This is a genomic window from Arthrobacter sp. TMN-50 (assembly GCF_054511125.1).
The window spans coordinates 197,366-211,559 of sequence record NZ_JBTNDG010000001.1 but is presented as its reverse complement, the minus strand read 5'-3'; the positions used below and the strand labels follow the sequence as shown (position 1 = coordinate 211,559).

The following is a 14,194-nucleotide window of genomic DNA, read 5'->3' as shown; positions in this document are numbered from 1 at the left end:
AGGTATGGGTATCTCGACGAAATTAGATATCCGTCGACAGCGGCTGGAAGCACGACTCCCCGGCCGCTGTTGTGTCACCTAAGCGATTTTGGAGGACACCATGGAGTTTTTGATCAGTGGTCGAAATCTGTCAGTTTCGGACCGTTTTCGGGAGTACGCCGAAGAAAAGATCGACAAGATCGAGCAGCTTGGCGACAAGGTGCAGCGACTTGAGGCGAAGGTCACCAAGGAGCCCAGCGCACGCAATGCGGACAGCGCACTCACCGTCGAATTGACCGTGCTGGCTAAAGGCCCCGTGATCCGGGCTGAAGCATCAGCGGCTGACAAATTCGCAGCCTTCGACCTTGCCTACAGCAAACTTCTGGAGAGACTCCGCCGCTCCAGGGACCGGCGGAAGGTCCACCACGGACGCCACACCCCTACGGCCGTCCGTGAAGCCACAGCTGATCTTGAACCAGCCAGCACCACCGCCCCGTTGTACCTCGAAGTCCAGTCCACCGAGGCACCACCTGAAGCCAGCAGCGTCGTCGACAACTATGAGATCGAAAATGACATTCCAGCAGGCGACTCGCCGGTGCTGATCCGCCGGAAGGTTTTCTCCGGAACACCGATGGCCCTAGAGGATGCGGTCGACAACATGGAATTGGTGGGACACGACTTCTACCTTTTCGTCGACTCAGCTACCGGTGCGCCCTCGGTTGCCTACCGCAGGCAGGGGTGGACCTACGGCGTCATCACCCTTGACGCCCGGTGCGCTGAGGGAACCGAAGACCCGCATGAGGAACTCCTCGCGTACCGGGCTCGGGAAGCTGCAGCCTCGATGTAGGCCGCTGTGGGGGAGCACTCCTAGTAGGGTCGGAGGATGACCACAGCCCTCACCCTGTCCCAGGCCCGGCGCATTGCGCTGAAGGCTCAGGGACTGTCCCGGGTCAGGCCCACCGGCCCCGCTACGGCGAGGCAGGTGGGCCTGACCTTTAACCGGCTGCACCTGCTGCAGATTGATTCGGTCAATGTGTTGGCCCGCAGTCACTATCTTCCGCTGTTCGCCAGGCTGGGACCCTATGACCGTGACCACCTTGATCGGCAGGCCAACACCCCGCCGCGCGGGATGGTCGAGTATTGGGCCCACGAAGCCAGTTTCATCAGGCCGGACCTGTTCCCCTATTTACGCCCCCTCCAGGAGCGCCGATGGGTCGGTGCCAGTTCGGTGCCTGTCGAACTCCGTGAGTCGCTCCGCGCACGGATCCACGAGGTGCTGGCCGTCAGCCGTCCCCTGACCGCATCCCAACTGCAGCAGCGGTTAGGCCATGAGGAACAGCGGAGCGCCGACCACTGGGGCTGGAACTGGAATTCGGTGAAACGGGTCCTTGAAGACATGTTCGAGCGGGGACAGGTTTCAGCGGCGGGACGCACCGCGTCGTTTGAGCGCCGCTATGCGCTGACGGAGCGGGTGCTGCCTGACCCCCGGGCCGCGTCAGTGGCCCTGGATCCGGATGAGGCTCGACTCCACCTGACCGAGCTGTCGGCTCGCGCGCTGGGCGTGGGGACTGTGAAATGTTTCGCCGACTACTTCCGCCTGCCTCTCAAACCGACGTCGACGGCGATCGAGGCGCTCATCGCCAACGGGACGCTCGAGCGTGTCATCATCGCGGGGTGGGATCGACCCGCTTTCCGCCATCTGGCCTCGGCGCTGCCGAGGAAGGCGGAGGGAAGGGCATTGCTCAGTCCCTTCGACTCAATGGTTTTTGAACGCCGCAGACTGTCGGCTCTCTTCGGGTTCGACTATCGGATCGAGATCTATACCCCAGCCGCGAAGCGGCGATACGGCTACTACGTGCTGCCATTCCTGCTGCGCGAGGCGATGGTGGCGCGGGTTGACCTCAAAGCGGACCGAGCCGCCGGTACGCTGCTGGTGCGCGGTACCCACAGCGAGCCTGACGCACCAGCCGATACCTCCGTCGAGCTGGCAGCCGAGCTGCGGTTGATGGCGTCCTGGCTGGGCCTTGACGCAGTGGTCGTCGACGAAAACGGCGATCTGGCGTCAGCCCTGAAGCTGGCAGTTTCCCGCCAATAGTGGGAGCTACCGCTACTGGTTAGACAGGACAAGACGTCTCTCCCGTAGACTGAACACGCCAGATTTCGGCGCACCGTAGATTGGGAGCAAATACCAGTGCCATCACTTCTTGAACGAGTCCTCCGCACCGGCGATAAGAAGACACTCAAGAAACTCCGAAACTACGCTGACGCCATCAACGTCCTCGAAGACGAGTTTCGCGAGATGAGCGACGACGACCTCAGGGGTGAGGCCGACAAGCTGAAGCAGCGTTTCGCCGATGGGGAGACCCTCGATGACCTGCTGCCCGAGGCATTCGCCGCCGTCAGGGAGGCATCGAGTCGCACCCTGAAGCTGAGACAGTTTGATGTACAGCTGATGGGTGGTGCTGCGCTGCATCTGGGCAATATCGCCGAAATGAAGACCGGCGAGGGCAAGACACTGGTCGCCGTGGCGCCAGCGTTCCTCAATGCCCTGTCCGGTAAGGGCGTCCACATCGTCACCACTAACGATTACCTGGCCGCGTACCAGTCGGAACTGATGGGACGGGTTTTCCGGTTCCTCGGGATGACCTGCGGTTGCATCCTCTCCAAGCAGGACCCTTCGGTGCGGCGTGAGCAGTACAACGCCGATGTTACCTACGGCACGAACAACGAGTTCGGGTTCGACTACCTGCGCGACAACATGGCGTGGAGCGCCGCCGAACTGGTGCAGCGCGGCCACAACTTCGCGATTGTCGATGAGGTGGACTCCATCCTGATCGATGAGGCGCGGACCCCCCTGATCATTTCGGGGCAGGCCTCCGGTGACGTCAACCGGTGGTACACAGAGTTTTCCAAGGTGGTCAAAAAGCTCACCATCGACGTCGACTATGAGGTCGATGAGAAGAAGCGCACCGTCGGAGTACTCGAGGACGGCATCGAGAAGGTCGAGGATTACCTCGGCATCCAAAACCTCTACGAATCGGCCAACACCCCGCTGATCGGGTTCCTGAACAACGCCATCAAGGCCAAGGAGCTGTTCAAGAAGGACAAGGACTATGTGGTTCTCAATGGCGAGGTCATGATTGTCGATGAGCACACGGGCCGTATCCTCGCCGGGCGCCGCTACAACGAAGGCATGCACCAGGCCATCGAAGCGAAAGAGGCCGTCGAGATCAAGGCCGAGAACCAGACCCTCGCCACGGTCACCCTGCAGAACTACTTCAGGCTCTACGAAAAGCTTTCCGGCATGACGGGTACCGCCGAGACCGAAGCTGCGGAGTTCATGGCCACGTACAAGCTCGGTGTGGTCCCGATTCCCACCAATCGTCCCATGGTGCGCGCCGACCTGTCTGACCTGATCTACAAGAACGAGATTGCCAAGTTCGACGCCGTGGTGAAGGACATCGTTGAACGCCACGAAACCGGACAGCCGGTCCTGGTAGGTACCACCAGCGTGGAGAAGAGCGAGTATCTCTCGAAGCAGCTGGCCAAGGCAGGCATCCGCCACGAGGTGCTCAACGCGAAGAATCACTCGCGTGAGGCGGCCATTGTTGCCCAGGCCGGGCGCAAGGGAGCTGTCACGGTTGCCACCAATATGGCGGGTCGCGGCACCGACATCATGCTCGGCGGAAACGCCGAATTCAATGCTATCGCCGAACTGGGGAAGCGGGGCCTGAGCCCGGCTGACAACCCTGACGAGTATGAAAGCCAGTGGCCTGACGCTCTGAGTGACGCACGGAACTCGGTGGAATCCGAACATGATGAGGTCAGGGAACTTGGGGGACTGTATGTCCTCGGAACCGAACGGCACGAATCGCGCCGAATCGACAATCAGCTCCGTGGCCGTTCCGGACGGCAGGGCGACCCAGGCCGGTCCCGTTTCTACCTGTCACTGACCGATGACCTGATGCGGCTCTTCAACTCGGGAGCAGCGGAACGGATCATGAACTCGTCAACCATGCCCGACGACGTCGCGCTGGAATCGAAGCTCGTGTCCAAGGCGATCGAGAGCGCCCAGGGTCAGGTTGAGGGTCGGAATGCCGAGCAGCGCAAGAACGTCCTGAAGTATGACGACGTCCTCAACCGCCAGCGCGAGGCAATCTACGGTGATCGACGCCGCATCCTTGAGGGCGGCGACCTACACGAGAAGGTCAGCTTCTTCCTTGAGGACGTGGTGACAGCGATGGTCGATGAAACCACGGCACAGGGGCATGGTGACGACTGGGATTACGAGCAGCTGTGGACCAACCTCCGCACGCTGTATCCGATCAGCCTGACCGTCGAGGAAGTCCTGGAGGAGGCCGGTGGTCCATCGAAGGTCACCAGGGATTTCCTGCACGCCGAGATTCTTTCCGATGCCAAGCTCGCGTATCAGACCCGTGAGCAGACGCTTGGTGAGCAGACCATGCGGGAACTGGAACGCCGGGTAGTCCTCTCGGTCATTGGCCGTAAGTGGCAGGAACACCTGTACGAGATGGACTATCTCAAGGAAGGCATTGGCCTCCGGGCAATGGCCCAGCGTGACCCGCTGGTCGAATACCAGCGCGAAGGCTTTATCCTGTTCCAGGCGATGATGGAGGCGATCCGGGAAGAGAGCGTGGGTTTCCTGTTCAACCTTGAGGTCGAGGTGGCCGCCCCGGCGCCGACCGGGCTTCCTGGAGTGGCCGATGGGCGTGGACTGGTGCAACGCCCCACGATCAAGGCGGCGGGACTGGACGCTCCGGAGAAGCCAGCCACCCTGAACTTCTCAGCCCCCAACGCGCAGGGCGAGGTGGAGACCCGGGTCGAGCGCAGCGCAGCGGCCGCCAGGACTGCCGAGGCAAATGGGAGCACCCGGGCTGAAGCCCGAGCCGCCGCCAAACGCAAGAAGAAGTAATTCCTAGCCAATCTCCAATGCGGTGACCTTCCAGTGCCCGCGGCGACGCTCCAATCTGAGAGCGACGGCGCGGGCTCTGTGGTTTTCGCAGGTCACCGCTGAGGCCTCATACACCTGGGCGCTCACCCGGCAGGTACGAACCGAAAGCACCGAAACGTTGCGATGCAGCAGGCGGTCGGGGTGCGTGCCGGTCGATGTGCCGCGGTTCAGGCTGCGGGTGAGGTTGGCGCGAAGGTGAAGCCGTTCGTAGCTGGAAGGGTCCAACCAGTCAGCCATTTGCTGCAGAGGTCGGGACCCCCCGAGCACTTCCAGTGACGCTTGAACCACCGCGCGGACAATCCGTTGCACCTGCGCGGTAGTTGCTGCCTCCTCCGTGGGCGGACTCCCGGACCGGCTATCCACGACATGGGCCGGGCGGGCGAGCTGAATTTGGACGGTCATGATGCTCCTTGCAGCGTCACAGGGTAGGAGGAGGTATTCGCAGCATCTGACCGGGAAGCAGCAGATTCGGGTCGTCGCCGATAATCTCGCGGTTCTCGCGGTGCCACTGAGGCCAGGCCGCCGCGATCTCGACGTCGGTGGCGAACGGCCCCAGGTGATGGGCCGCAAGGGTCCACAGCGAATCGCCCGGGGTCACCACCACCAGCGCTGGAGCCGGATCAGCGGGAGGATTCGGGGCGGTCCGGCTCGGGCGGCCGAGGAGCGGTCCGCCGTCGACAGGGGCGGGGGCGGGTTTCCACAGGGGGCTGACTGTCAGAGAATCCTGACCCGGTGCCGTCTTCGACCTGTCAGCGGCGGCGTGGGGAGCCGTCTGGGCCACCGGGTTGGGCGCATGGCTGGAGAGTCCGTGGGCCGGCGTTGCGGGGATTCCGCTGACGAGCAGAAGTCCCACCACCGTCGCGGCTAGCCGCTTCATGAACGCGGGAGTGAGCAGTCCCGTCATCCGCGCGGCTTGTTGCCTGCCCGCCCGGCCGAGCACTTCGCTGATGAAGGCCAGGGCGAGGGCCACCAACCACCATCCAACCACGGCTAGGCCAGCTGCCGCGGCGGCTAGACCGAGCAGGCCCTCCATCCGCCGATAGCCGGAGAGGGGTCCAGCACTGGCGAGGATGAGCTGGCCGGACACGAGGAGCAGAAGTCCCAGCAGCGCTATTGACACTGGCAACGATGTTGAGCGTAAGCCGTCCATGGCGTCTCCAGAGGGCACATCGCGTAAAGTGCAGTTTGACGCGATATAGCCTATTTGATGTGTTTGAAGCTATTAGACTTCATTTGTACACCTTTACTCTCTTTGATGTCTAGGCTTGACCGGCTACCAGTACGCATTTAAGCTGGCGCGATGCGGTGGGATGCCCTATTTGAGGACCTTGAGGCGCAGTTTGCTGCGGCTGACCTGTTGGCGGTGGAGAGCCAGATCGCAGAGCAATCGCGGCTTGAGCTAGCCGCTGTGACTGTGCTGGACCGTCTGCGCGGGCAGATGGGCGCCCTGCTCCGGATCCGGGTTCGGAGCGGAGCAGTGTTCAACGGCAGCCTGCGCCATGTCGGATCGGAGTGGCTGGTGCTGGAAACCGGGCCGGGAGCGGCCCTTATCCCCGCTAGCGCCCTGGGCACCATCGAGGGGATGGGGCGGGGGAGGACGGCAGAGCATTCGGCGGTGACAAACCGGCTCGGGCTGGGGTCAGTGTTTCGTGCCTTCGGCAGGGACCGCACCCTGCTCACCATTCAACTGGCTGACATGGGTGCCCGCATCGACGGCATGATTGACCGGGTCGGAAAGGACTTTCTAGAGGTAGCGTCGGTGCCGCTGGGAGAGCAACGCCGGCGCGGCAACGTTGCCGGGGTGGTGCTGATTCCCTTCACGGGTGTGGAAGCAGTGCTTTCCCGGTTCTGAACATACTAGGGAGTGCTGGTCTCCCGGGTGGCGCCGGAGGATCCGTCCCGGATCGCGGCCGCCGATTTTTCGTAGGCACGGGCAATGAACTCCTCAAGGACATGCGATTCCACTCGCCACTGCCCTCGGCCTCCAATCTGGATTGCGGGCAACTCGCCGGACCGGACCAGGGCGTAGGTTTGCGACGACGAAATGTTGAGTACCTCGCCGACATCTGCGAGGGTTAAAAACCGCTTATCGGCCACGTTCTTCCGCCTTCCGTTCCACCGTCCGCGGAACCCAGTCACCTACTGAATCATTTCCTCCAATCTTGCCATCACCTGATGGTGTTTAGCCGAATTATCCACAGGTCGGGGGCCATTTGGTCCGCAGGGATGTCATTTGGTGCTGTTGTACACGAGAATTGCTGTTGTACACGAGATTTGCAGAGCAACGTCAAAACTACCCACGGCTTGACGGCTGAGCGGCCGCGGAGTCTGTAGGAGGCTGCATGAGTTCATTGGCTGCCACCCCGGGGGAAGACGAGCCGCCTGGTCGACTCAGAAAACCCTCGTGGAAGGACCCGCGTCTCCTGGTGGGACTGTTGCTCGTCCTGGGCTCGGTTGCGGCGGTGACTGCGCTGGTCGGGAACGCCGACCAAACCACCGATGTCTATGCAGCGAGGGCAGAGATCCCCATCGGTAGCGAGGTCACGCCTGAGGACCTCATCATCGTCGCCGTCCGGCTCGGCGACCTCCAGCCAGCCTATCTGCGGGTCGATGAAGGGATTCCTGCAGATCAGGTGGCGACCAGTCTGCTGCGGGAGGGTGAACTCGTGCCCAGGGCAGCGCTTGGCGCTGCCGACGCCCTGGACCGTAAACCGATCGGTCTCACCGTGGATGACCCGCTGCCAACCGGCACCACCACCGGGTCGCGGGTGGATGTATGGGTTTCCCTTGAGGGGGAGGGCGGGGCCTTCGAGCCTCCCATTCAGCTGCTTGAGGCGGCTGAGATTTCCGAACTCAGCGTGTCCGAATCGGCGTTGGGTGGAGGCAGCGGGTCAACCCTGGTCCACGTCCTCGTTGGTGACGAACGGTTGCCCGAGCTCTTGGATGCGCTGCTTAACGAGGCGCGGATAGCCCTGGTCCTCAACCCCGGGGGTCCAGCGTGAACCTTCCCGTAGTGACCGGTGGACAAGCGGCCCGCGGCTGCATTACGGGGCTGGAGAGGCTGCGGGGGCCGGTTACGGTCGTTCGCTGGTGCGCTGACCTCGCCGAGGTGGTCGCGGTATGCCAGACGGGACTCGCCCGCGCCGCCATCCTCTCAGCCGATGCAGGCGAACTCACCTCCGCCCTGATTGAACGGTTGGGCGCCGCCGACGTCGTAGTGGTGGCCCTGGCGAACGACGACGAGAGCCGCCAGCGTCTCGACGCGCTCGGTGTTCGCCACACCACGGTCGACGTCGATGCGGCCACCCTGGCGTCAATCGTCGAAGCTGCCGTCGAAGTGGCCGTTGAGCGGCGACGGATCTCATTGAACTCTCCAGCGGGAGGGGCCGCTTACGCTGACCCGGCAGTGGCGCTCGACTCCGCACAGATCAATCCAGCCCAACCAGCCGAGGCAGGACCGCTGTCGCCTGGCACGGGAGAGATCACAGCGGTCTGGGGGCCAGCCGGGTCCCCCGGGCGGACCACCGTGGCAGTGAATCTTGCTGCCGAACTCGCAGCCCACGGTCGCTCGGTGCTGCTTATCGATGCCGACACCTACGGCGCCAGCGTGGCAGCGTTCCTGGGTCTCCTCGATGAATCGGCCGGACTTGCACACGCCTGCCGACTGGCCGACCAGGGCTCACTCGACCTGGGTGGATTACACCGCGCCATCGCCCTTGTTGCCGTGAGGGGGTCCCGCCTGGGCGTCCTGACCGGAGTTACCCGAGCCGACCGGTGGACCGAACTGCGGCCAGCGGCCCTGACCCAGGTGCTTGAGCTGTCCCGCCAACTTGTTGACGTGACGATTGTTGATTGCGGATTTTGCCTTGAGACCGATGAGGAGCTGAGCTTTGACACCGTTGCGCCGCGCCGGAACGCTGCGACACTGTGCTGTCTTGACGTGGCTGACACGGTCTTCGCCGTAGGGGGTGCCGACGCGGTCGGACTGCCCCGCCTAATCCGTGGGCTCGCCGACCTCAAGGCGGCCGTTCCAGCAGCCACACCCCGAGTAGTTCTCAATAAGGTACGGGCGGGGGCGGTGGGGCGCGGGCCCGAGCGTCAGCTCCGCGAAGCGTGGGATCGGTTTGGTCCGTCACAGCCGGTTGAGGGCTTCCTGCCAGCAGACTTCACTGCCGTCGATTCGGCCCTGCTCGGAGGATCAGTATTGCTGGAGACGGCGCCCCATTCACCGCTGCGGACCGCCATCGCGACACTCGCCGGTGTACCAACTGACCAACTGCGCCGTCGCCGCGTTGGAGCAGGCCACAACGAAGTGAAGTTTTCCCGCAACGGCGTTAGGCTCATGGGTAAGGGGCCGCAAGGGAGCGGCCTTTAATTTCGTTTATGGAGGCGTTTTCATGTCGTCTGGATCCAGCACGACGGACCAGTCAAGTTCCGACACTTCAACCGGTGAGTTCATCAGTCACTATTATGAACATCTCGCTGAAGAGGACGCCAGGGCACACACCGCTGACGCGCTAAAAGAGCGTGCTTTGAAGCATCGCGGAGTCGCCGAAAACCGTCCGGCAGGCAAGGCGGCGGTCGATATCTTCGACCAATCCGACGCCAGCGTTATCATGATCGTCACCGATGACATGCCGTTCCTGGTGGACTCGGTTACTGCCGAACTGGTGCGCCACCAGGTGGCGATTCGCCTCGTCATGCACCCCACCTTCATCGCGACCCGCGACCGCGAGAGCGCTGCGCTCCGCGAATTGCGACGGGTACCGTCCACGGCAGGGGTGTCGAGTGGTGATACGGCAGCCCTCCCCAACATCTCGCATCTCATTGCTGACGGCGACGTTGCAACCCACATCGAATCCTGGATCGCCGTCGAGGTCGGGCGGATCCTCGACGACACCCGCCGCCAGGAGATCATCGTCGGCCTGAGTAGCATCCTCAGCGACGTCCGCGCCGCAGTGGAGGACTGGCCGGCCATGCGCAGCAAAGTCAGGGAGATCGCGGCGTCCCTCGACGCAGTTCCGGGCGGTGCCGAAATTCCCGATCTTGATCAGGCGCGTGAGCTGCTCACCTGGCTTGATGCAGGCAATTTCACCTTCCTTGGGTTCAAGGAATACGACCTGGTGACCGACGACGGCCAGGATGTGCTCAGGATTGTCGACGGCAACGGTTTGGGCCTGCTGCGGCACCCGGTGGGCGGCCGCCAGGTCCAGCAGCTGACCAGTGCGGGTAAAGCCAAGGCACGGGAGAAGCGCGCCCTCGTCATCACCAAGGCCAACTCCCGATCGACGGTTCACCGTGCCGCGTACCTCGACTACATCGGCGTGAAGCGTTTCGACGCGCGGGGAAACGTCAACGGTGAGCGTCGGTTCATCGGGCTGTTTGCGACCAGCGCCTACACCGGTTCGGTGCGGGGGGTCCCTATTGTGCGTGACAAGGTCAATGCCGTCCTCCTGCAGTGCGGATTCCCCTCCGACTCGCACTCGGGCAAGGACTTGCTGTCCATTCTCGAGACTTACCCGCGCGATGAGCTGTTCCAGATCGAGGTCCAGGACCTGATCACCACCGCTCTGGGCATCCTGCGACTTCAGGAGCGACGCCGGACGCGGCTGTTCCTGCGTCCGGATATTTACGGCCGCTTCATGTCGGCACTCGTCTTCCTTCCCCGTGACCGCTACACCACCGGGGTGCGGCTTCGCATCGAGCAGGAACTCCGGCAAACCTTTCAGGCCGAGTCCATTGACTACGAGGCGAGGATCAGCGAGTCGGCCCTGGCCCGGCTGTTCTTCCGCATCAGGCTCCCCCGGGGCGTCGAGGTGGCCCAGGTGGAACCCGCCGAGCTTGAACAGCGCCTCGTCGGTGCTGCCCGATCGTGGTCCGAAGGAATCGATGAGGTGGTGCGCGGCCGGTTCGACCGGCGGACCGCCGAAGCCGTGTCAGGCCTGTGGGCTGAAGCCTTCCCCGCCAGCTACCGGGTCGACTATGAGGTCGAGGACGCGCTCAAGGATATCGAGCGGTTCGAACGCTGCGAAAAGAATTCCCCGGCCGCTCCCGTCATGCACGTTTACGTCCCAGAGGGCGCCGGCGAGCAGCTCGAAGAAGACGCCCGGTTGAAGCTGTACCTGACCGAGCCAAAGAGCCTCAGCCAAATCCTTCCTTTCCTACATAACTTGGGCCTGGAGGTGCTTGATGAACGGCCCTTCGAGATCGAGCGGTCCGATGGCAAGGAGTTTTTCCTCTACGACCTGGGTCTGAAGTACCCGGCCGGTATCGACCCGGTGAGTACTGGACGCCTGCTCGAGGAATCGTTCGCGGCCGCCGTCGCCGGGTCCTCCGAGTCGGATCCCTTCGACCGGTTGGTGCTCCGCGAGAATCTGCGGTGGCGCCAGGTAGTTATCCTGCGCAGCTATGCCAAGTACATGCGGCAGATGGGTAACACCAACTCTTACGGGTTCGTCGCCGACACTCTGCTGGCGAACGCCGCGGTGGCCCGAGCCCTGGTAACGCTTTTCGAGGCCCGGTTCGACCCGGACCTCACCGACGAGGAGCGCACGTCCCGCACGGCTGGTGCACGCCAGGCCCTGGAGACCGGGCTGGAGGAAGTCCCAACTCTCGACGCCGACCGGGTGCTACGCACCTTCGGTAACCTGATCGCCGCGACGCTGAGGACCAACTATTTTCAGGACAAGCGTCATGTGAGTTTCAAGTTCGACACGTCCGCCATCGACGGAGCTCCCTACCCGCGACCGAAGTTCGAAATCTGGGTGTACTCGCCACAGGTTGAGGGCGTCCACCTGCGCTTCGGCAAGGTCGCCCGTGGCGGGCTCCGCTGGTCGGATCGCCGGGAGGACTTCCGGACCGAGGTGCTCGGTCTCGTTAAGGCGCAGACGGTCAAGAACGCTGTCATCGTTCCGACGGGTGCCAAGGGCGGATTCTTCGCCAAGCAACTCCCCAACCCTGTGGTGGATCGTGCTGCCTGGCTGGCCGAGGGTCAAGCGAGCTACCGCACGTTCATCAGGGCGCTCCTCGACATCACCGACAACCTGGTGACCGACGACGTCGGCGAGATGGTCGTCCCGCCGCCGCGCGTGGTGCGCCACGACGGCGACGACAGCTACCTGGTGGTGGCCGCTGACAAGGGCACTGCAGCGTTCTCCGATATTGCCAACGAACTGTCAGCCGAGTACGGCTTCTGGTTGGGGGATGCATTCGCCTCCGGCGGTTCGGTTGGCTACGACCATAAAGCGATGGGCATAACCGCGCGTGGTGCCTGGGAGTCGGTGAAACGGCACTTCAGCGAGTTCGGCGTCGACACTCAATCCGAGGACTTCACTGTGGTGGGCGTGGGCGATATGAGCGGCGACGTCTTCGGTAACGGCATGTTGTTGTCCGAACACATCCGTCTCGTCGCAGCATTCGACCACCGGCACATCTTCCTTGATCCGACCCCTGAGGCGGCACCATCCTACGCCGAGCGGCGCCGGTTGTTCGACCTGCCTCGATCGAGCTGGGAAGACTACGACGCTTCCCTGATCAGCGCGGGTGGGGGGATTTACCCACGGCAGGCAAAGACTGTCCCCATCTCGGCGCAGGTTCGCGTAGCCCTCGGCCTCAACGCGGGGGTCACCACTCTGAGCCCGCCCGAACTGCTCCGCGCCATCCTGTCCGCGCCGGTGGACTTGCTGTACAACGGCGGCATCGGCACCTACATCAAGGCATCCTCTGAGACCCATGCGGAGGTGGGGGACAAGGCCAACGACTCCATCCGGGTCAATGGTGACCAGCTGCGAGCCAAGGTGGTCGGCGAGGGCGGGAACCTCGGGATGACCCAGCTGGGCCGCATCGAGGCAGCCCTGGGCGGCGTTATCCTCAATACCGATGCGATCGACAACTCGGCGGGCGTCGACTGCTCGGACCATGAGGTCAACATCAAGATTTTCGTTGACCGAATGGTGAAAACCGGAGCACTGCCGGCCGAGGAACGTGCCGAGTTCCTCCACTCGATGACTGATGAGGTTGGACGGCTGGTACTGAAGGACAACGTCGACCAGAACGTCCTGCTCCTCAACGATCGCCAGCGAGTGCTCGAATGGAGTCCAAGCTTCGAACGGCTGATGGACTGGCTCGAGACCAAAGACGATTTGAACCGGGAGCTCGAAGCGCTGCCTACCACCGAGGAGTTGCGTGCCCGGGTCGAGTCCGGGCAGGGACTGACATCGCCTGAACTGTCGGTCCTGGCCGCTTACGTTAAAATCGAACTGACCAAGGCCCTGACCAGCAGCGACCTTACCGACGACCCGTGGTTTGGCGGGACACTCAGGGAATACTTTCCACGGCAGCTGGCCGAGCGCTTCGACGCTCAGCTCGACACTCACCCGCTGCGCCGGGAAATTATTTCGACGGTGATCGCCAACGACATGATCAACATGGGTGGTATCACCTTCGCCTTCCGGGTGATGGAGGAAACGTCGGTCTCGGGGCCAATGATTGCCCGGGCCTTTGTCGCGCTACGGGAAATCTACGACCTCGATGAACTGGTGGCGGCGTTGGGCGAGCTCCCAGCGAGCTTCCCCACCGACCGGTGGTCGGCGGTTCACCTCGACATGCGCCGGCTCCTGGACCGGGCCGTCCGCTGGTTCGTCAACAACGTCGGCCAGGGAACCTCGGTGGCGGAGGACGTCGCGACGTTCAAACCGTTGATGGATCCGCTGCGCACCCACCTGGTGGATTACGTGCGCGGCCGTGACAGGGAACGCGTCCAGGAATGGTTCGCACGCGCCGAGGAATGGGGTCTTCCGGACGACATTGCCCGCCACTGGGCGGAGCAGTTCGAGTCCTTCGGGTTGCTGGACATCGCGTTGATCACCCAACAGATCGCCGAACCCGTCGAGCGTATCGCTGAGGTCTACTACGCCGTCTATGACCGGTTTGCGGTGGACAACCTGCTGGAGCGGATCACCACCCTCCCACGCAGGGATAGATGGGAGGCCCTCGCGCGGGCGGCGCTGAGGGATGACCTGTATTCGGCAATAGCCGACATGACTGTTTCGGTCATGAAAGCCTCATCCACCATGGAGGATGCCGAGGCAGGGGAGCGGCTGCACACCTGGGAGCTGCAGAACGCCGAAATGCTTGAGCGCGCCCGTCAGATGTTCGGCGAGATTAACCGGCTGGAACGCGACGATATGGCGTCTCTGTCAGTTGCGCTCCGGCTGCTTCGTTCAATCGTGCGACGGTAGGACA

At 63.1% G+C, this 14,194-nt stretch carries 10 protein-coding genes; 7 read left to right on the top strand and 3 right to left on the bottom strand.

Annotation, left to right across the window (positions count from 1 at the left end; all coding sequences use genetic code 11):
* Positions 1-100: 100 nt before the first annotated feature.
* The 3 genes from hpf to secA all read left to right on the top strand — a co-directional run bounded on the left by hpf (position 101) and on the right by secA (position 4,912).
* Positions 101-826 carry a ribosome hibernation-promoting factor, HPF/YfiA family gene (gene hpf, locus ACX80A_RS01005; RefSeq protein WP_459257813.1) on the top strand — a complete coding sequence of 242 codons (726 nt, stop codon included), beginning with the start codon at positions 101-103 and terminating at the stop codon, positions 824-826.
* A 36-nt stretch (positions 827-862) separates the two neighbouring features.
* Positions 863-2,074: a winged helix-turn-helix domain-containing protein gene (locus ACX80A_RS01000; RefSeq protein WP_459257812.1), complete on the top strand. Its 1,212-nt coding sequence runs from the start codon at positions 863-865 to the stop codon at positions 2,072-2,074.
* A gap of 96 nt (positions 2,075-2,170) precedes the next feature.
* A complete protein-coding gene (gene secA, locus ACX80A_RS00995) occupies positions 2,171-4,912 on the top strand; it encodes a preprotein translocase subunit SecA (RefSeq protein ID WP_459257810.1) in 2,742 nt (913 codons plus the stop codon).
* Positions 4,913-4,915: 3 nt separating this feature from the next.
* Here the strand turns inward: secA and ACX80A_RS00990 are convergent, their stop codons facing one another.
* Positions 4,916-5,353, bottom strand: coding sequence for an Rv3235 family protein (locus ACX80A_RS00990; protein ID WP_459257809.1), 438 nt, complete (start codon positions 5,351-5,353; stop codon positions 4,916-4,918).
* A gap of 16 nt (positions 5,354-5,369) precedes the next feature.
* Positions 5,370-6,101, bottom strand: coding sequence for a LysM peptidoglycan-binding domain-containing protein (locus tag ACX80A_RS00985; RefSeq protein WP_459257808.1), 732 nt, complete (start codon positions 6,099-6,101; stop codon positions 5,370-5,372).
* Positions 6,102-6,251: 150 nt separating this feature from the next.
* On the opposite strand from ACX80A_RS00985, the gene ACX80A_RS00980 reads away from it, so the two are divergent.
* Positions 6,252-6,803, top strand: a complete 552-nt coding sequence (locus ACX80A_RS00980) for a hypothetical protein (RefSeq protein WP_459257807.1) — start codon at positions 6,252-6,254, stop codon at positions 6,801-6,803.
* A gap of 5 nt (positions 6,804-6,808) precedes the next feature.
* Here the strand turns inward: ACX80A_RS00980 and ACX80A_RS00975 are convergent, their stop codons facing one another.
* Positions 6,809-7,048, bottom strand: a complete 240-nt coding sequence (locus ACX80A_RS00975; RefSeq protein WP_459257806.1) for a helix-turn-helix domain-containing protein — start codon at positions 7,046-7,048, stop codon at positions 6,809-6,811.
* Between the two features lie 245 nt (positions 7,049-7,293).
* On the opposite strand from ACX80A_RS00975, the gene ACX80A_RS00970 reads away from it, so the two are divergent.
* Genes ACX80A_RS00970 through ACX80A_RS00960 form a run of 3 tightly spaced genes read left to right on the top strand, consistent with a single transcriptional unit; the run spans position 7,294 to position 14,190 of the window.
* Complete coding sequence (locus tag ACX80A_RS00970; RefSeq protein ID WP_459257805.1) at positions 7,294-7,953, top strand: hypothetical protein; 660 nt, start codon at positions 7,294-7,296, stop codon at positions 7,951-7,953.
* Positions 7,954-7,964: 11 nt separating this feature from the next.
* The gene (locus ACX80A_RS00965; protein ID WP_459257804.1) at positions 7,965-9,326 is read left to right on the top strand and encodes an AAA family ATPase; all 1,362 of its coding nucleotides are present in this window, start codon (positions 7,965-7,967) and stop codon (positions 9,324-9,326) included.
* A 22-nt stretch (positions 9,327-9,348) separates the two neighbouring features.
* A complete protein-coding gene (locus ACX80A_RS00960) occupies positions 9,349-14,190 on the top strand; it encodes an NAD-glutamate dehydrogenase (protein WP_459257803.1) in 4,842 nt (1,613 codons plus the stop codon).
* Positions 14,191-14,194 lie beyond the last annotated feature (4 nt).